The sequence below is a fragment of the Aeromonas sp. 601039 genome, assembly GCF_049174415.1.
GTDB lineage: Bacteria > Pseudomonadota > Gammaproteobacteria > Enterobacterales > Aeromonadaceae > Aeromonas > Aeromonas veronii_A.
This window is the reverse complement of record NZ_JAAKTL010000015.1, coordinates 69906-89455: the sequence shown is the minus strand read 5'-3', so window position 1 is coordinate 89455 and position 19550 is coordinate 69906. Positions and strand designations below refer to the sequence as shown.

Annotated in this window: 15 protein-coding genes; 5 read left to right on the top strand and 10 right to left on the bottom strand. The window is 59.4% G+C overall.

Annotated elements, in window-relative coordinates; genetic code table 11:
- The first annotated feature begins 25 nt into the window (after positions 1-25).
- The 3 genes from G5195_RS13675 to G5195_RS13665 are packed head-to-tail and all read left to right on the top strand — an operon-like array spanning position 26 to position 3943.
- Positions 26-946 (top strand): AAA family ATPase, encoded by a 921-nt coding sequence (locus G5195_RS13675; RefSeq protein WP_421236226.1) that lies wholly within the window; start codon positions 26-28, stop codon positions 944-946.
- Complete coding sequence (locus tag G5195_RS13670) at positions 946-1941, top strand: DUF58 domain-containing protein (protein WP_421236225.1); 996 nt, start codon at positions 946-948, stop codon at positions 1939-1941. The genes G5195_RS13675 and G5195_RS13670 overlap by 1 nt, the downstream gene beginning before the upstream one ends.
- The gene (locus G5195_RS13665) at positions 1928-3943 is read left to right on the top strand and encodes a transglutaminaseTgpA domain-containing protein (RefSeq protein WP_421236224.1); all 2016 of its coding nucleotides are present in this window, start codon (positions 1928-1930) and stop codon (positions 3941-3943) included. The genes G5195_RS13670 and G5195_RS13665 overlap by 14 nt, the downstream gene beginning before the upstream one ends.
- Before the next feature lie 62 nt (positions 3944-4005).
- Here the strand turns inward: G5195_RS13665 and G5195_RS13660 are convergent, their stop codons facing one another.
- Positions 4006-5436: an alanine/glycine:cation symporter family protein gene (locus G5195_RS13660; RefSeq protein ID WP_042055130.1), complete on the bottom strand. Its 1431-nt coding sequence runs from the start codon at positions 5434-5436 to the stop codon at positions 4006-4008.
- 701 nt (positions 5437-6137) lie between these two features.
- On the opposite strand from G5195_RS13660, the gene tal reads away from it, so the two are divergent.
- Both tal and G5195_RS13650 read left to right on the top strand, forming a co-directional pair.
- Positions 6138-7088 carry a transaldolase gene (gene tal, locus G5195_RS13655; RefSeq protein WP_005343804.1) on the top strand — a complete coding sequence of 317 codons (951 nt, stop codon included), beginning with the start codon at positions 6138-6140 and terminating at the stop codon, positions 7086-7088.
- 159 nt (positions 7089-7247) lie between these two features.
- Positions 7248-7430, top strand: a complete 183-nt coding sequence (locus G5195_RS13650; protein WP_005343802.1) for a DUF3545 family protein — start codon at positions 7248-7250, stop codon at positions 7428-7430.
- A 288-nt stretch (positions 7431-7718) separates the two neighbouring features.
- On the opposite strand, the gene accA is transcribed toward G5195_RS13650, so the two are convergent.
- The 9 genes from accA to bamA all read right to left on the bottom strand — a co-directional run bounded on the left by accA (position 7719) and on the right by bamA (position 19543).
- Positions 7719-8669 carry an acetyl-CoA carboxylase carboxyl transferase subunit alpha gene (gene accA / locus G5195_RS13645; protein WP_421222300.1) on the bottom strand — a complete coding sequence of 317 codons (951 nt, stop codon included), beginning with the start codon at positions 8667-8669 and terminating at the stop codon, positions 7719-7721.
- Between the two features lie 15 nt (positions 8670-8684).
- Entirely contained in the window at positions 8685-12164 is a 3480-nt protein-coding gene (gene dnaE, locus G5195_RS13640; RefSeq protein ID WP_421222302.1) for a DNA polymerase III subunit alpha, read from the bottom strand.
- Positions 12165-12202: 38 nt separating this feature from the next.
- On the bottom strand, positions 12203-12793 hold the full coding sequence (gene rnhB / locus G5195_RS13635) for a ribonuclease HII (protein WP_042081102.1): 591 nt from the start codon (positions 12791-12793) through the stop codon (positions 12203-12205).
- A 118-nt stretch (positions 12794-12911) separates the two neighbouring features.
- A complete protein-coding gene (gene lpxB, locus G5195_RS13630) occupies positions 12912-14051 on the bottom strand; it encodes a lipid-A-disaccharide synthase (protein WP_040098041.1) in 1140 nt (379 codons plus the stop codon).
- Positions 14044-14835, bottom strand: coding sequence for an acyl-ACP--UDP-N-acetylglucosamine O-acyltransferase (lpxA, locus tag G5195_RS13625; RefSeq protein ID WP_005338557.1), 792 nt, complete (start codon positions 14833-14835; stop codon positions 14044-14046). Before lpxA ends, lpxB begins: the two co-directional genes overlap by 8 nt.
- Before the next feature lie 5 nt (positions 14836-14840).
- Positions 14841-15302, bottom strand: a complete 462-nt coding sequence (gene fabZ / locus G5195_RS13620; protein ID WP_005338559.1) for a 3-hydroxyacyl-ACP dehydratase FabZ — start codon at positions 15300-15302, stop codon at positions 14841-14843.
- A gap of 24 nt (positions 15303-15326) precedes the next feature.
- The gene (lpxD, locus tag G5195_RS13615) at positions 15327-16346 is read right to left on the bottom strand and encodes a UDP-3-O-(3-hydroxymyristoyl)glucosamine N-acyltransferase (protein ID WP_219263302.1); all 1020 of its coding nucleotides are present in this window, start codon (positions 16344-16346) and stop codon (positions 15327-15329) included.
- 3 nt (positions 16347-16349) lie between these two features.
- On the bottom strand, positions 16350-16862 hold the full coding sequence (locus G5195_RS13610) for an OmpH family outer membrane protein (protein ID WP_005338563.1): 513 nt from the start codon (positions 16860-16862) through the stop codon (positions 16350-16352).
- Between the two features lie 149 nt (positions 16863-17011).
- A complete protein-coding gene (gene bamA / locus G5195_RS13605; protein WP_421222304.1) occupies positions 17012-19543 on the bottom strand; it encodes an outer membrane protein assembly factor BamA in 2532 nt (843 codons plus the stop codon).
- Between the last annotated feature and the right edge of the window lie 7 nt (positions 19544-19550).

The following is a 19550-nucleotide window of genomic DNA, read 5'->3' as shown; positions in this document are numbered from 1 at the left end:
GCCAAGGAAAGAAACGGAGGCGCAGGTGAGATCACAAGAACAGATCACGACCGTACTGGGGAGACTGGAGCAAGTCATTCTGGGCAAGCCGCTACAGCTGAAAATCGCGCTGGTGACCCTGCTGGCGCGCGGTCATCTGCTGATCGAAGATCTGCCCGGCATGGGCAAAACCACCCTGGCCCACGCCCTGGCGCAGGTGCTGGGGCTGGCATGCAGGCGGATGCAGTTCACCGCCGATCTGCTCCCCGCCGACCTGCTGGGGCTTCAGATTTTTGACCCCCAGCAACAAACATTTCGCTTTCACCCCGGCCCCATCTTCACCCAGGTTCTACTGGCGGACGAGATCAACCGCGCCAGCCCCAAAGTACAGAGCGCCCTGCTGGAGGCGATGGCCGAAGGCAAGGTGAGCATCGAGGGCCACACGCACCCACTCCCCGATCCGTTTTTCGTCATCGCCACCCAGAATCCGGCGGATCAGGCGGGCACCTATCCGCTGCCGGAGTCCCAACTCGACCGCTTCGCCGTGCGACTCTCGCTGGGTTTTCCACCACGAGAGGCGGAGCGCCAGCTACTGCGCGGCCACCAGCCTACGGGCCCTTTGCCCGCCATGCTGGATGCTGCCGGACTCGCCACCTTGCAAAGCGAAGGGGATGCCATCCATGTTTCCGATGCCACCCTCGACTACCTGCTGGCACTGGTGCACCAGAGCCGCTTTGATGGGGATCTGCCACAGCCCCTCTCCCCCCGTGCAGCCCAGACCTTGCTGGCGGTAAGCCGGGCCTGGGCGCTGGTGGCGGGACGGAGCTTCGTCACGGTGGAGGATGTGCAGGCAGTCTTCCCTTATGTGGCCGAGCATCGGCTGCGGGGCAGCTTTGGCGTGCAACACGGCGAAGCCTGTCCCCTTAGCCAGCGGCTGCTGGCCCGGGTCGATCCGGACAATCCCTGATGAGCGCCTTGCTCACCCGCTGGCGGCAAAAGAGAGAAAAGTGGCAGCGGCACTGGCTCGATCGCCGTATACCCCCGGCGCGCCAGATCACGCTGGGTACCCGCAGCCTCTTTATCCTCCCCACTCGCATGGGGCTGCTCTATCTGCTGGTGCTGCTCGCCATCTATCTGCTAGGCACCAACTACCAGAACAATCTGGTACTGCTGGTGGCCTACTGCCTCGGCAGCCTGTTTATGGCAGCAATGTGGCTCACCCACCGCAACCTGCTGGGGCTGGAGCTGCTGGGTGGCCAGCTGGTACTGGGGGAAGCGGGTAGCCAGCTACCTATCCGTATCTTGGTGCAGAGCCCTCGCCCGGTGCAGGCGCTCCGGTTTAGCCTCAACGAAGGCACCCTCTGGCTGGCACAGGCCGACGCTGTGCCCAGCACAGTTATCCTGCCAGTATCGGGCTCGCGCCGTGGGCCACTGCCCCTTGGCCGATTGCGGGTCGAGAGCCGCTACCCCCTCGGTCTGTTTCGCTGCTGGTCCCTGCTGGACTTGCAGTTGGAGGGCTGGCTCGCCCCCAAACCGGCGTTCGGGGCGCTAAGAGGGGAACATGCGACCGAAAGCGAGGGGCATCAGGGCCAGCCCGCTCCGGCCACTCTCGGTGACTTTGACTCTCTGCGGACACATCAGGCCGGTGAACCACTGAGCCGGGTCGCTTGGAAGCAACTTGCCCAAGGGCGCGGCCTGCTGACCAAGCAGTTCCATGAACCGCAGCAGGATGAGACTCACCTCACCTTGCAGCGGGTCGCGGGCGGGGATCTGGAGCAGCGGCTGGCGGTGCTGGCCTGGTGGTGCGCCGATTACGGCAAGCGGGGCATCTCCTTTACCCTGACACTGGCAAACCAGACGCTGGGGCCCGATAGCGGCGCCGCCTTTGTGCAGCGCTGCCTGCTGGCACTGGCCCAATTCGATGCAACACCACCGAAGATCACACCAGATGCTGCTCGATAACCGCCGCCTGCTGCCACTCATCGCCCTGCAACAGCTGCTGCTGGTCGCGGCGCTCTGGCCCCAGTTGCAACTCTGGGTAGTGGCAGTGGGCGCCATCACTCTCGGCGTCCGGGCCATGATGCTGTGGCGCGGCTTGCCGCCCCTGCCTGCCCGCTGGTTGGCGCTGCTGGCCATCACAACCGTGGTGTTGCTGGGGTTGCAGTGGCGCACATTGGGCACCCTGCCCGCCCTGATCAATCTGCTCTGGCTCGGCTATAGCCTCAAGATGATCGAGGTACGGCGCGAGCGGGATATCGAGCAGGTGCTGCTGCTCGCCTTCTTCCTCATCGCGCTGGCGCTGGTACAACGCCAAAGCATCGGCTGGACAGCCGGGATGGCAGTGGCACTCTGGCTGGCAGTGACCGCGCTGGTGACCGCCGTCGTCCCCGAGCAGAAACGGCCTTGGCGCAGTGCGGGGAGCGCCCTGCTGCTGGCGCTGCCCTTGCTTATCACCCTGTTTATACTACTGCCAAGGCTGCCGCCCCTCTGGCAGATGCCCACCACCAGCCGTGCCCTGTCCGGCCTCTCGGAAGAGCTGGCCCCCGGCGATATCAGCGAACTGGTCAACTCCTCGGAACTGGCGTTTCGGGTCAGCTTTGCCGATGGCCCGCCCCCTGTCCGCGAGCGCTATTTTCCGGTGATGCGCCAAGAAGTTTTCGATGGTCAGCGCTGGTTGCTGAGCCCCGAGGTCAAAGCATGGCAGCAGACAGTGCCGGTGCAGACCGGGCTGACCCTTCTGGCATCATCTTCACGGGCAAGCAATCAGCTGGCAGATAGTCCATTACCCGCCGGGAGCTACGAGGTGATCGCCGAGCCCCAGCGCCACCGCTGGGCCTTTGCCCAAAGTGAACCGACTATTCTGACTGGACCAGTGCTGCTCACCCCCATTCACACCCTCTATCGGCAGGGGAGCGGCGAGGTGGCAATCCGCTATCGCATTGGCCGCGGCGAAGCGCAGCCAGAGAATGATAGCCAAGCCGCTCAGCGCAACCTGCAACTGCCAGCCGGAGGCAACCCGAGAGCGCGCGTCCATGGCCAAGTGCTGGCTGTGCGCTATCCGGATCGCGCAGAGCTGGTCGCCGCCCTGCTAGCGCAGTTTCGCAGCCAATCCTATTACTACACCCTGACACCGCCACGACTTGGCGGTGACGGGGTGGATGAGTTCCTGTTCGATACTCGGCACGGCTTTTGCGGCCACTACGCCATGGCGACCGCTTTCGTGCTGCGCGCCGCCGGTATTCCGGCACGGCTGGTCACCGGTTATCTCGGCGGTGAGTGGAATCCCACGGGCAACTATCTGGCGGTACACCAGTTCGATGCTCACGCCTGGGTGGAGTATCTCGATGAAGGAGGAACATGGCGGCGAATCGACCCCACTGCGGCAGTGGCACCGGAGCGCATTGAAGGCGGCGTGAGGGAGGCCCTGAGCGACGAGTTTACCGCCGCCGACCCTCTCGCTCTGCAGCGTTATCGCAACTGGGCCCTGCTCAATCAGCTGCGCTGGTGGGGCAACAATATCGACTACCAGTGGAGTCGCTGGGTGATTGGTTACGATGCGGGCCAGCTCTGGCAGCAAATCGGTCTGCGCTGGCCTGCACTGGCGGGATACACTCCCTGGTTGATCCTCGCCAGCCTGATGCTGGTCGCCCTGCTGGTGAGCTTGCCCCTGCTGTTGCCCGCCCGTCTGCCGCCAGAGCGGCGCATCTGGCAACCCCTGCTCAAACGGGGCAAACGCAGCGGCTATTCCCCAGAGCCTGCCGAGAGCATGGGAGCATGGTGCGAGCGGCTGGCGCGGCTGCGCCCCGACCTTGCCCATCCCCTGCTAAAGAGTGCGTGGCTCTATCGCCGCTGGCGTTATGCCCCCCTCAACGACCGGCAACAAGGGCGCTGCTGGCGCCAGTTGCAACGGCGTGTCAGACAGCTCGCCCAGCGCTGGGATCAGCTGCAGAAGAGCGGCTCATAAAAGAAGGGGGAGCCACCGGCTCCCCCTTCAGGTTTTAATCAAGAGGTTTGACTCACCGCTTGTTATTTTTTGGTCGGATTGTCCCAGATCCCCTCTTCCAGCTGGGAGCGGATCTCGGGGTACTTGTTGGCATCAAAGGTAGGCACCTTGCCCAGCCTGAGCTGGTCGTTGTAATCCTTGGCCAGCTTGATGGCGACGCCGGAGAGCAGCAGGATAGCCACCAGGTTGACGATGGCCATCAATCCCATGGAGACATCAGCCATTGCCCAGACGGTCGGCAACTCGCCCACAGAGCCGAACATCACCATGCCCAGCACAAACATCCGGAACAGCATCAGGCCGCCCTTGTGGTTGTGCTCGAGGAACACCAGATTCGTTTCGGCATAGGAGTAGTTCGCCACGATAGAGGTGAAGGCGAAGAAGAAGATGGCCGCCGCGATAAAGATGTTGCCACCGCTGCCAATCTGGGAAGAGAGCGCCCGCTGGGTCAGCTCGACACCGGTCACGCCGGAGCCCGGCTCAAACTGACCTGACATCAGGATGATGGCGGCGGTACAGCTGCAGATGACGATGGTATCCATAAAGACCCCCAGCATCTGCACATAACCCTGGGAGGCCGGGTGCGGCGGATAGGGAGTGGCAGTCGCTGCAGCGTTGGGCGCAGAGCCCATGCCCGCTTCGTTGGAGAAGAGACCACGCTTGATACCGTTGATCATCGCCTGGGAGATGGCATAACCCAGCGCACCCGAGCCAGCCTGCTCAATCCCGAAGGCAGACTTGATGATCAGCATGAAGACATGGGGCAACTCGGTGATGTTCATCGCCACGATCACCAGCGCCAGCAGGATGTAGGCCAGCGCCATAAAGGGCACCACCAGCTCGGCAAAACGGGCGATACCACGAATGCCGCCGAAGATAATCAGGCCGGAGAGCGCCACCAGCGCCAGACCGCTGACCCAGTCAGGAATACCAAACGCCACCTTCATCGCCAGACTGATGGAGTTGGCCTGCACCGCGTTGAACACCAGACCAAATGCCAGGATCAGGCAGAGCGAAAACACCACCCCCATCCAGCGCATGCCAAGGCCTTTCTCCATGTAGTAGGCCGGGCCACCACGGTAGTTGCCATCCTCATCCTTGACCTTGTAGAGCTGGGCCAGGGTGCTTTCGACGAAGGCGGTCGCCATGCCGATAAAGGCAATCAGCCACATCCAGAAGATGGCGCCGGGGCCGCCCAGATAGATGGCGACAGCCACACCGGCCAGGTTGCCGGTGCCGACACGGGCGGCAAGGCTGGTACAGAGGGCCTGGAAGGAGGAGATGCCTGCATTGTCCGATTTACGGCTGTTTTTCAGCACGGAAAACATGTGGCCAAAGTGACGGATCTGGATAAAACCCAGGCGGAAGGTGAAAAAGATACCGACCCCGATGAGCAGGTAGATGAGCACGGCTCCCCACATCAGGTCGTTTAGCATCGCAATCAAGGTGTCCATAATTCTCTCGTTGTTATTCACATCCATGGCCAGTCTGCGCTGACCGTTTTCTGTCTGTCGTTTAATTAGCGTTTCGCTAAAGGGGCGGAATCTAGCACAGCGGGAGAGCCCGGAATAGTGATCCCGGTCACGCGAGACACAAAAAACGAACGGTAAAAGCCCATAAAGCTCCATTTAAATCGCAAACTTTCAACAAACTCAATAATTCAATCAGACAGGCCACCATTAAGCCCCATAAGAGAACCATTTTGATATATCCCTGATGAGCTATCCGAAAACGCAAACGCTTGCATGAAATGGCTTTCAAACGGAGACATTTCGCCAAACGTTTTCGCTGTAATTAAATTTCAAGTACGTAGCGAGATAATTTATGTGATCGACGACACAAATATGGATATTGGCTAAAAAAGTTCAGCTGAAAGCAAACCGGAGCGAGGTCGGGAGGAAATGTAAAAAACCTTACTAATCATATAGTTTCACGCCATAAAACGGGATGACTCAACAGCCTGAATGTTTAACAACCAAGCGCCCCTATTGCAGGATGCAGCACATCAGTATTAATTATGCAGGCAATGACGATGGGCCGCCCCCATCGCGCTTTTCTGAGCCTGAGGCACCAAGATCCTGTAATTTTATTTCAGAACCACCGTCTCAAGCCCGCAACCCAGGGATTACTCCCTCATTAAGAGATGATATTCGCTATGGCCGATAAATTAACCCAGCTGAAAGCCCTGACCACTGTTGTTGCCGACACCGGTGATATCGAAGCCATCAAACGCTATCAGCCCATCGATGCCACCACCAACCCCTCTCTGGTTCTGAAGGCCTCCGAGATCCCCGAGTACGCTCCGCTGATCGAAGACGCCATCAAATGGGCCAAAGCCCAGAGCCAGGACAAGGCACAGCAAATCATCGACGCGGGCGACAAGCTGGCCGTCAATATCGGTCTGGAAGTGCTGAAGATCGTTCCGGGCCGTATCTCCACCGAAGTGGATGCCCGTCTCTCCTTCGATACCGAGGCCAGCATCGCCAAGGCCCGCAAGCTGATCCGTCTTTACAACGAAGCGGGTATCAGTAACGACCGCATTCTGATCAAGCTGGCCTCCACCTGGGAAGGGATCCGTGCCGCTGAAGTACTGGAGAAAGAGGGTATCCAGTGCAACCTGACCCTGCTGTTCTCCTTCGCCCAGGCCCGTGCCTGTGCCGAAGCCGGTGCCTTCCTGATCTCCCCGTTTGTGGGCCGCATCCTCGACTGGTACAAAGCCAAAAATGGCCGTGACTACACCGCCAGCGAAGATCCGGGCGTGGTCTCCGTTACCTCCATCTACAACTACTACAAGCAGCACGACTACCCGACCGTGGTAATGGGCGCCAGCTTCCGCAACACCGGCGAGATCCTGGAACTGGCCGGTTGCGACCGCCTGACCATTGGTCCGGCCCTGCTGGAAGAGCTGAGCAAGAGCGAAGGCGCCGTGGTACGCAAACTGGACTACACCGGTGAGCGCAAGGCCAAACCGACCCCGATGACCGAGGCCGAATTCCGCTGGGAACTGAACCAGGATGCCATGGCTCACGAGAAGCTGGGCGAAGGTATCCGCATGTTTGCCATCGACCAGGGCAAGCTGGAAACCATGCTGGCAAGCCGCCTGTAATCGATTAATTTTTATGAAAAAAACCGGGCCCCTACCAAGGGGCCCGGTTTTTTTCATGGGCTTTTTTAGCGCTGTCATAGAGTCGTCACGAAAACGTTTTAATTTCAGATTCGTTATGTTATACGGGTGGTGAAAACGATAAAAGCCAAGGAGGGAGCCATGGAAATGTTCAACTTCGATTATGACGAGGTAGTTGAGCTCGGTTCACGTAGCCGCGGGACAACGGGAAAAAAACGTAAATGGCGCGAGATCGAAGCGCTGAAAGACAAGCACCGTTTGCAGAAGGAGCTGCAATCCATTGATATCGCCTACGAGGGTCTGACAGACGACATTGAGCTGTAAGACTGCCTAATACCTGTAAAAGCGCCCCGGATGTACGGGGCGCTTTTTTATGCCGCAATCGGATGATCAAGCGGCTTGTCATGCCATCGCCAGCGATGCCAAAGGATGCTGTAGGCTACTGGCAGCCATCACCAACAGCATGGCATACCAACCATGCACCTCACTCGCGAAGACTGAACTGCGCCATTCCAGGGCGCGTTGGGGCACTCATCTGAATGGCAGATCAACCGCAATAAAAAGCCCCCGTCGATGACGGGGGCCTGGATCTCGGGATTCACGATTGCGAGCTTAGCAGTAGCCGTAGCCCAGCAGACGCTGGTAGCGCTGCTCCAGCAGTTGTTCGGTATCAAGCGGACGCAGAGCGTCCAGATCCTGCTTGATGCGGGCCTTGAGGTTTTTAGCCATCTTTTCCACATCGCGGTGGGCACCGCCGAGCGGCTCTTCGACGATGTTGTCGATGAGTTTCAGCTCTTTCAAACGCTGGGCAGTGATACCCATCGCTTCGGCAGCCACAGAAGCCTTCTCGGCGCTCTTCCACAGGATGGAGGCACACCCTTCCGGCGAGATGACAGAGTAGGTGGAGTACTGCAGCATGTTGACGCGGTCACCCACGCCGATAGCCAGCGCACCACCTGAGCCGCCTTCACCGATCACGGTGCAGACCACCGGCACAGTCAGGCCGGCCATGACTTTCAGGTTGCGGGCGATGGCTTCGGACTGGCCCCGCTCCTCTGCACCAACGCCTGGGTAGGCCCCCGGGGTGTCGATAAAGGTGATGATCGGCATCTTGAAACGCTCGGCCATCTCCATCAGACGCAGGGCCTTGCGGTACCCTTCCGGACGCGGCATGCCGAAGTTGCGCTTGATCTTCTCCTTGGTCTCGCGACCCTTCTGGTGACCAATCACCATCACCGGCTCACCGTCGAGACGGGCGATGCCGCCGACGATAGCCTTGTCATCGGCATAGGCGCGATCGCCAGCCAACTCGTCGAAATCGGTGAAGATATGCTCGATATAGTCAAAGGTGTAGGGGCGCTGGGGATGACGCGCCATCTGGGATACCTGCCAGGCCCCCAGATCACCGAAGATCTTCTTGGTCAGCTCTTCGTTTTTCTTCTCCAGCCGGCGGATCTCGTCTTTCAGATCCACGGCGTGATTGCCTTCACTCACATGTTTGAGTTCATCAATCTGCGCCTGCAACTCGGCAATCGGCTGTTCAAAATCCAGAAAAAGACTCATAGGGCCTTAGAACCTCTAATCAAAAACCAATTCAACCCGCTCTCGTCCAAGCAGGACTCGCAAGTCATCTATCAGTTGATCGGTGGGCGTCACCCGCCACTCGGTACCGAGCGTCAATCGCACCCGGGAGCCGGGGCGACGATAGTTTACCTGAACCGGACAGACTCCGGCACGGGCGGGCTCCAAAATCTCGCACAAACGCGGGAAAAAGCGATCATCAATCCGCTGTTCATCGAGGGAGATGCGGATTGCTCTGGCAAAACGCTCCCTCGCATCGTTGATATCCAGTAATTCTCGAGCCGACATTTTAAGGCCACCGGAGAAGTCATCAAAGCTGACCTGTCCAGAAACCACCAAAATGCGGTCTTTTTGCATCAATTCTTCATATTTTTCCAGCGCTTCACTGAACAGGGTCACATCGAGGCGACCGGAACGGTCGTCCAGAGTGAAGATCCCCATCTTGTTGCCACGCTTGGTCACCATGCTGCGGGCCGCAATCACCAGCCCCGCCGCCGTGGTCACGGTATCGCGTGAAGTGGGATGCAGATCGCACAGGCGACCCGAGGTATAACGACGCAATTCGCTGCTGTACTGGTTGATGGGGTGGCCGGTGAGATAGAGCCCGAGGGTCTCGCGCTCCCCTTCCAGCCACACCTTGTCAGGCCAGTGCGGCACGTTGGCAAACGCCTTCTTGACGTCGTCAATCTCTTCGGTGAGCACGCCGAACATGTCGACCTGCCCCACCGCCTGCGCCTTGGCGTGCTGCTCGGCGGCCCGCATCGCCTCCTCCAGGGTCGCCATCAGGGCGGCGCGGTGGGGGCCGAGCCGATCCATGGCACCGGAGAGGATCAGCTTCTCCATCACCCGCTTGTTGAGCTTCTTGATGTCGACCCGGTTGCAGAAGTCGAACAGATCGCGGAACGGGCCGTCCTGATCCCGGGCGCTGAGGATAGCGTCAATAGGGCCTTCACCCACCCCTTTCACCGCCCCGATGCCGTAGACGATATGACCCTCTTCGTTGACCGAGAAGCGATAGCGGCCGGTGTTCACATCCGGCGGGATCACGGTCAGCCCCATCCGCTGGCACTCGTCCACCAGGGTCACTATCTTGTCGGTGTTGTCCATATCGGCGGTCATCACCGCCGCCATGAACTCGGCCGGGAAGTGGGTCTTGAGCCAGAGGGTCTGGTAGGAAACCAGCGCATAGGCGGCGGAGTGGGACTTGTTGAAGCCGTAGCCCGCAAACTTCTCCACCAGATCGAAGATCTTCATCGCCAGTTCGCCGTCGACGCCATTCTTGACGGCGCCCTCCTCGAAACCGGCCCGCTGCTTGGCCATCTCCTCGGGCTTTTTCTTACCCATCGCCCGGCGCAGCATATCCGCGCCACCCAGCGTATAACCCGCCAGGGTCTGGGCGATCTGCATCACCTGCTCCTGATAGAGGATGATGCCGTAGGTCGGTTCCAGAATCGGTTTCAGGCTCTCGTGCTGCCACTTCTCGTCCGGATAGGAGATCGCTTCATTACCGTGTTTGCGGTCGATGAAGTTATCCACCATGCCAGACTGGAGCGGGCCCGGTCGGAACAGGGCCACCAGTGCGATCATGTCTTCGAAGCAGTCGGGGCGCAGCCGCTTGATGAGATCCTTCATGCCGCGGGATTCCAGCTGGAATACCGCTGTGGTCTCGTAGCGTTGCAGCAGGTCGAACGACTTCTTGTCATCGATAGGGATGGCGGCGATATCCACCGGCGGCTTGCCCTCTTTGGCAAGACGCGGGTTTATCATGCCGAGCGCCCAGTCGATGATGGTGAGAGTGCGCAGACCCAGGAAGTCGAACTTCACCAGACCGGCGTACTCCACGTCGTTCTTGTCAAACTGGGTGACCGGGTGATGGCCCTCATCATCGCAGTAGAGCGGCGCAAAGTCGGTGATCTTGGTGGGTGCGATCACCACGCCACCGGCGTGTTTACCGGCGTTGCGCACCACCCCTTCGAGACGACGAGCCATGTCGATGAGGTCTTTGACCTCCTCATCCTGCTCGTAGAGTTCGGGCAGCTTGGGCTCGGCCTCGAATGCCTTGGCGAGCGTCATCCCCGGATCCGGCGGAATGAGCTTGGAGATGCGATCGACAAAGCCGTAGGCATGGCCCAGCACCCGGCCCACGTCCCGCACCACAGCCTTGGCCGCCATGCTACCGAAGGTGATGATCTGGGAGACCGCCTCCCGGCCATACATGTCGGAGACGTGCTCGATCACCTCGTCGCGTCGGTCCATGCAGAAGTCGACGTCGAAGTCGGGCATGGATACCCGCTCGGGGTTCAGGAAACGTTCGAACAGCAGGTCAAATTCCAGCGGGTCGAGGTCGGTGATCTTGAGGGCGTAAGCCACCAGAGAGCCCGCCCCCGAGCCCCGGCCCGGGCCAACGGGAATGCCGTTGTCCTTGGACCACTGGATAAACTCCATCACGATGAGGAAGTAACCCGGGAAGCCCATCTGGTTGATCACTTTCAGCTCGACATCGAGGCGCTCGTCATACTCGGGACGTCGCTCGGCCCGCACCGCCGGATCCGGGAACAGGAACTCGAGACGCTCCTCCAGACCCTCTTTCGATTTGGCCACCAGAAAATCTTCGGTGGTCATGTCGCCGGTCGGGAAGTTGGGCAGGAAGTATTCGCCGAGACGCACCGTCACGTTGCAGCGCTTGGCGATCTCCACCGTGTTTTCCAGCGCTTCGGGGATGTCGGCGAACAGCTCCGCCATCTCCTCCTGACTGCGCAGGTACTGCTGGGGGCTGTAGCGACGGGGACGGCGTTTGTCCATCAGGGTATAGCCATCGTGGATGGCAACCCGGATCTCGTGGGCGTCGAAGTCATCGGCGTTGAGGAACACCACCTCGTTGGTGGCGACCACCGGCAGCTCGAACTCGGTGGCGATGGCCACCGCCATGTGCAGGTAGACCTCTTCGTCGGGTCGACCGGTACGCAGCAGTTCGAGGTAGTAGGCATCGGGGAAGTGGGTCTGATAGAAGGCGACACACTGCTCGGTCATCTGCCGGTTGCCCTTGAGCAGGAACTTGCCCACATCCCCCTCGCGGCCACCGGAGAGGACGATCACCCCCTTGGCGTGTTCGGCGAGCCAGCTCTTGTCGATAACCGGCCGCCCTTGCACGTGGCCGCGCTGGTAACCGCGGGAAATAAGCAGGGTGATGTTCTGGTAGCCGTCGTTATCCATGGCGAGCAGGGTGAGACGGAACTGCTCGTCGCCGAGCTCATCGCTCTGCACCCAGAAGTCGGCCCCGACGATGGGCTTGATCCCCTTGCCGTGAGCTGCGCCATAGAAGCGCACCAGACCGCACATGTTCATCTGATCGGTCAGCGCCAGCGCCGGCATGTTGTTGGCCGCAGCCGCCCCGACGATGGGATTGATCTTCTGCAGGCCATCGACCATGGAGAAGTCGGAGTGGACTCGCAGGTGGATAAAACGGGGTTCAGCCATCGTCATCTCCTCTCGCTGCTCAAACTAAATGGCATGGTCTACTCGATCCCCAGTGCGCGGCGCACCGGTTTGAAGCTCTTGCGATATTCGGGCAACGGGCCGCGCTCAGCCAGAATGGCGAGGTGCTCAGGCGTAGGGTAACCCTTGTGGCGGGCAAAGCCGTACTCGGGATGGCGGCTGTCCAGCTCGGTCATCTCGCCGTCGCGGGTCACCTTGGCGAGGATCGAAGCGGCACTGATGGCGGCCACCAGACTATCGCCCTTGACCACGGCGCGCGCTTCCATCGGCAATGCAGGGCAGCGGTTGCCATCGATAAAGACCAGCTCGGGGGTGACCTTCAACCCCGCCACGGCTCGCTGCATCGCCAGCATGGTGGCATGCAGGATGTTGAGCTCGTCGATCTCCTCCGGAGTGGCGCGACCGATGGCCCAGGCGAGCGCTTTCTCTTTGATCTCGTCAAACAGGGCGAAGCGCTTCTTCTCGGAGAGCTTCTTGGAGTCGTTGAGCCCCGCGATCGGATTGGCGGGATCGAGAATGACCGCAGCGGTGACCACGTCACCCACCAGGGGGCCACGGCCCACTTCGTCCACACCGGCAACCAGCTTGTCGTCAGGAATATCGATCATCATCTTGTAGCCTTGAATCAAAACAGGCCCCGTGGGGCCTGACAGGGGTCGACTGGCGCGGCATTACCGCTCGAAAACGAATGAACGGGTAGCGCGGCGCAATCGACGGTCCGAAATAGCGTTATCTGCCGAGCAGATCCGCCACCGCATCGGCGGCCTGCGAGTCGGCATTGCAGCGGATCAGCTGGTGCAGCTCGGTGAAGGTGTTGACCAGCGCACTGTTGTCGTGCTCGAAGTACTTGCTCACCTCTTCCACCAGATTCTCCGGGGTGCACTCATGCTGGATGAGTTCCGGCACCAGCATGCGACCGGCGAGCAGGTTGGGCAGAGAGACAAATTCGGTCTTTACCAGTCGCTGGGCCAGCCAATAGCTGAAGGGCTTGAGCTTGTAGCCCACCACCATCGGCTTTTTCACCAGCATGGCTTCAAGCGCCGCGGTACCAGAGGCCAGCATCACCACGTCAGCGGCGATCATCGCCTCGCGGCCCTGCCCTTCCAGCAGCACCATGTCGAGACCCGGTGCTACCTCGGCCTTGATGGCCATAAACTGCTCACGCCGTTTCTGGTTGACCAGCGGCACGATGAAGCCGAGATCCGGATAGCGCACCGTCAGGTGTTTGCACGCCTCGAGAAACAGGGGAGACATAAAGCCCACTTCTGCGGTTCGGCTGCCCGGCAGCACCGCCAGCCAGCGGCGATTGGCATCGATACCGAGATTACGACGCACGGCAGCCTGATCCGGCACCAACGGAATATCATCCGCCATGGTGTGACCGACAAAACGGCAAGGGGCGTCGAAGCGGTCGTAGAAGGCTTTCTCGAACGGCAGGAAGGCGAGCACCATGTCGGTAGCGGCCTTGATCTTGTGAATGCGGTTCTGACGCCAGGCCCACACCGAGGGGCTGACATAGTGAACCGTCTTGATACCGGCGCGGCGCAGTTTCAGCTCCACTCCGATATTGAAATCCGGTGCATCCACGCCGATGAAGATATCGGGCGGGTTGGCAATAAAGTGGCGCAACAGTTCGCGACGGACCTTGAGGATGCGCGGCAGACGGCCCAGCACCTCGGTGATCCCCATGACGGAGAGCTCTTCCATCTCGAACAGGGCCTTGACGCCGAGGGCCTGCATCCGCGGCCCGGCGATCCCTTCAAACTGCGCATCCGGGTAGCGGGCCTGCAGCTCGCGCACCAGACCGGCAGCCAGAATGTCGCCGGAGACTTCTCCGGCGACGATACCGATACGAACCGGATCAGGCACGGATGATCCCGCGCTCGTTATCTTTGAGGAAGTCCACATAGAGCTGGACGGCCGGTTCGGCTTGCGCCATCTCAATCAGCACCGGCAGCACCTCTTCGATGGTCTTGCCGGAGCGGAAGATCTCTTTGTAGGCACGCTTGACGGCAGAGATGGCCTCCGCACTAAAACCGCGGCGACGCAGACCTTCAGAGTTGACCCCGAATGGCTTGGCGTAGTTGCCGGCGGCCATCACGTAAGGCGGCACGTCTTTGTTCAGGGCGGCGCAGCCACCGACGAAGGCGTGGGAACCGACGCGACCGAACTGGTGAATGGCGGAGAGACCACCAAAGATCACGAAGTCACCGATCACCACGTGGCCCGCCAGGGTCGCGTTGTTGGCGAAGATGCAGTTGTCACCGATGATGCAGTCGTGGGCAACGTGAACGTTGACCATGAACAGGTTGCCACTGCCCACCTTGGTCAGGGATTGATCCTGAATGGTGCCACGGTGGAAGGTGCAGTTCTCGCGAATGACGTTGTTGTCGCCAATCTCGAGGAAGGTGCGCTCACCGGCGTACTTCTTGTCCTGGCAATCCTCACCGATGGAGGTGTGCTGGAAGATCTTGTTGCCACGACCAATCTTGGTCGGGCCCTTGATCACCACATGGGAACCTACCCAGGTGTTGTCACCGATTTCCACCTCGGCGCCGATGACAGAAAAGGGGCCGATTTCAACCCCTTTACCGATCACGGCAGACTCATGGACGATGGCAGTATCGTGAATGATGGCAGTCTGGTCGATCACGTGTGTTAAACCTCGCGTTTGGCGCACATCAGCTCGGCGGTACAGACCACTTCACCGTCGACGGTGGCGACACCGGTGAACTTGGCAATACCGCGACGCTCTTTCAGGAACTCCACGTCCAGCACCAGTTGGTCACCGGGGCCGACCGGGCGCTTGAAGCGAGCGTTGTCGATTGAGGCAAAATAGTAGAGTTCGTTGGGAGACGGCTTGCCCACCATGGTAAAGGCCAGGATACCGGTGGCCTGTGCCATCGCTTCCAGGATCAGTACGCCAGGAAACACCGGCTTGGCCGGGAAGTGCCCCTGGAAGATCGGCTCGTTGAACGAGACGTTCTTGATGGCGCGCAGAGTTTTGCGCTCATCGCTGATCTCGTAGTCGTCTACACGATCCACCATCAGAAACGGATAACGGTGGGGCAGCAGATCCATGATTTCCTGGATACCCAGGCTCTTCTTTTCAGTAGTCAAAACAGTACCCTATACCAATCGTGATTATTCTTGATCCAGCTTCTTCTCAAGCTTGCTTAACCGCTTGTGCATCTCTTCGATACGCATCACCCGGGCGGCGGTCTTGCGCCACTCTTTATTGGTTTGCAGAGGGATGCCGGAAGAGTAGACACCGGGCTCGGTAATGGGTCGCATAACCATGGCCATACCGGTAACGGTGGCCTGGTCGCAGATCTCCATATGCCCGTTAAAGACGGAAGCGCCGCCAATGATACAGTATTTGCCGACCTTGAGACTACCAGCCATCACGGTAGAGCCCGCCACGGCGGTACCGTAACCGATCTCCACGTTGTGGGCGATCTGGCATTGGTTGTCGATGATGACGTTGTCAGCGATGCGGGTATCTTCCAGCGCACCGCGGTCAATGGTGGTACAGGCACCGATCTCGACCCGGTTGCCAATGGTCACACCGCCGAGCTGGGGGATCTTGATCCACTCGCCACGCTCGTTGGCATAACCGAAACCATCGGCGCCGATCACTGTGCCGGATTGAACCAGACAGTCGGTGCCCATAGTCACATTGTGATAGAGGGTGACGTTGGCCCACAGCCGGGAGCGGGCTCCCAGCCGGGTGTTCTTGCCAACGAAACAACCCGGGCCAATGCGTACATCATCACCCAGCACGACGCCGGATTCGATCACTGCATTGGCGCCGATGGCCACTCTCTCGCCCAGTTGCACGTCAGCCGCGATGACGGCGCTCGGATGAATATCCGTGGCCGGCTGCGGGGTGGTGTCCAGCAGTTGGGCTACCCGGGCAAAGCCCACATAGGGGTCTTTGAGCACCAGGGCATTGGTGGGACAAAATGGCAGATCCGCTTCTGTAATGAGCACGGCGGTCGCCTTGCTCTGCTCCAGATAAGAACGGTACTTCTTGTTGGACAGGAAGGTAATCTCACCCTCCCCGGCCTTTTCCAGTGTCGCTACCTTGCGGATTTCCAGGGTTCCGTCGCCATGGACCTGGGCCCCCAGTTGCTGGGCCAGCTGTGCGAGAGTGAATGCCATCAATTAGTTGCTCTTGCTTACCTGAGAAATAACCTGGCCGGAGATGTCCAGCTTGCTGGCGGCATACGGGGCGGCATTGCGCTCCAGCACCAGATCGTAACCATTGCTCTTGGCGATGGAATCGATGGCAGCCTGCACCTTGGTCAGGATCTTGTTGCGCTCTTCGGACTGACGGCGGCCGTTGTCCTGCTCAAAGGCTTGACGCTTCTGGTTGAACTCCATCTGCAGCTTGGCCAGCTTCTCCTGGTTCTGCTTTTTCTGCTCGGCGCTCATGAAGGCTTCATCCTTGCGGAACTTCTCGACCAACTTCTGGCCTTCCTGTTCCAGCTTCTGCAGCTCACGCATGCGCGGCTCGAACTCACCTTTCAGCTTGGCTGCAACGGCTTCACGCTGGGGCAGCTTTTGGAAGACTTCGCCCATGTCGACCACGGCGATCTTGGTCTCAGCGAAGGCAGAACCCATGCCGGCAGCCATCAGTGCAAAGCTCAAACCAGCTACTTTCAACGCTTTATTCACACTTACTCCTTGTTCCCTCATGGCGAGGGCTACCTGATTTACCCGATTATGCAAGCGGCGTTAGGACCGTCTTGTTACCTGGTGAGGCACGCATACCGCGCGTCCCATCATTGAAGACCCCCACCGCATGGGTGGGGGCGAAACTCTGCTTAGAAAGTACGACCGATGTTGAAGGAGAAGAACTCGGTGCGATCCCCTTCATATTTCTTGATCGGCTTGGCCAAGGCGAACACCAGCGGCCCCATCGGCGAGAGCCACTGCAGGGAGACACCGGCAGAGACCCGGATATTGCCCGGGTTGGAGTAGTCCTGGCTCAGATAGTTGCAATCAGAACCGGCGGCGCAAGGATATGCTCCGTTGGCAAAATCGGTGCTCCAGACGGTACCTGCGTCCATAAAGACGGTGGAACGGATCTGCGGACGATAGGTCTCGGAGACGAACGGGGTCGGGAAGACCAGCTCCAGTGAAGCGACGGCCAGAGCGTTGCCCCCCACCGAGGTGTCGGAACCTTCGTAGTAACCAGTTTCACACGGCTGAGAACCCGTGCAACTGCCAGCACCCGGCTTGTTGTAGGTTTTGTAGATGGCCTTGGGACCAATGGTATTGCTCTTGAAGCCGCGTACTGTATCGAAACCACCGGCATAGTAGTTCTCGAAGAACGGCAGCATGGAGTCATCGCCATAGCCGTTACCGTAGGAGACACGACCCTTGCCGATCATAACCCAGCTGTGATCCGCATCGAGCGGGAAGTAGTGGGCATCTTCGGCGGAGAGCTTGTAGTACTGCAGTTCCATGCCCGGCACGGTCACCTTGGCGTTGATACGCTGACGATCGCCAGAAGTCGGGAACATCCCCTTGTTCAGGGTAGAGCGGGTCCAGCCAGCGGTGACATCAACGGTCACGAAATCGAGGTTGGAACCATCCTGTGAGTAAGCATTCCAGAACTGATCCATCTGTACCGACTGGCGGTTATCATTCCACTGATCCCAGCAGTAGGTATTGCCATCAGTATCCGGATTGTCCTTCAGACACTCCTGATAGTTCTGGGCATTGAATGACGGACGACTCAGCTTGGTGCTCTCGATACCGGTACTGAAGTCGAGACGGTTGAACTCATTGACCGGGAAGCCGCTGGAGAGACGGAAACCGATGGTTTCGTTCTCGTAATCGACGATATCGGCATCATCGGCGCGGAACTGGTTGTAGTAGACCCGACCACCCAGGCTGACACCATCCACGGTGAAGTAGGGGTCGTTGTAGCTCAGGTCAACGTTCTTGGAGTAGTCGTTGGTGCTGGCATTGATGGAGACCTTTTTACCGGTACCCATAAAGTTGTCCTGGGAGATCCCCGCCTGCAGGCTCAGACCTGACTCGGTGCCGTAACCGATACCGGCGTTGATGGAGCCAGCAGGCTGCTCCTTGACCTTGAAGTCGAGGTCAACCAGGTCATCGTTGCCCGGTACCCGCTTGGTGTCCACTTCGACACTCTCGAAGTAGCCAAGGCGGTTGAGACGGCTCTTGGACTGCTCGATGTTGTCGGAGGAGAGCCAGGTGCCCTCCATCTGGCGCATCTCGCGACGCAGCACCTGGTCTTCGGTGGTGGCGTTACCGCTGAAGTTGATGTTGCGCACATAGACACGGGGGCCAGGCTCAACGTTGACGATCAGCTCGACTTCCTTGGTCTTGTCATTGACCTGTGGGAAGGTGACCACTTTCGGATAGGCGTAGCCGTAACGGCCGAGGAACTTGGAGAGCACCTCTTCGGTATGAGTCACCTGACTGGCAGAGTAAATGCTGCCGGCAGCGATCGGGATCAATCCCTTCATCTCGCCACCGCGGTCGATCAGGTCACCCTTGAGCTGGACACCGGAGACCTTGTACTGATCCCCTTCCTTGATGTTGAGGGTGACGTAGACGCCCTTCTTGTCGGGGGTCATGGAGACCTGGGTAGACTCCTGCTGGAAGCGGATATAGCCGCGATCCATGTAGTAGGAGCGCAGGGTCTCGATATCGCCGGCCAGTTTCTGCTTCTGATAGCGCTGATCGGCGGTGAAGTTCCACCAGGGCACTTCGTCGCGCAGGGAGAGCTGGGCAATCAGCTTCTCTTCAGGGAAGACGCTGTTGCCGACGATGTTGATCTGCTGGATCTTGGCCGCTTCCCCTTCCACGAAGGTGAACTTGAGGTCGACCCGGTTGCGCGGCAACGGGGTGACGATGGCCTTGACCTTGGCGGAGTATTTACCCACGCCATAGTAGAAATCTTCCAGTCCCTTCTCGAGGGAGGTGAGCACGGTGCGATCCAGCGGATCGCCCACACGGATGCCGGAGGACTCCAGACTCTGGGTCAGTTGCTCCTCTTTGATATCCTTGTTGCCGGCAAACTCGATGCTGGAGATGGTCGGACGCTCCTTGACCATCACCTGCAGCACCTGGCCGTCACGGTAAACCTTCACATCCTCGAAGTTACCCGAGGCATAGAGCTTTTTGATGGCGCTGGCCAGAGCCACGGAGTCGACGGTATCACCGACCCGGATCGGCAGGTTCAACAGTGCGGCACCCAGGGTCACCCGTTGCAGACCTTCGACCTGGATATCTTGCACCACAAAAGAGGCAGGGGCCGCCTGGGCCAGGAAACTGGCACCCAGCAGGCAACTCAACACCAATGCTTTTTTAACAGCCATTTTGTTC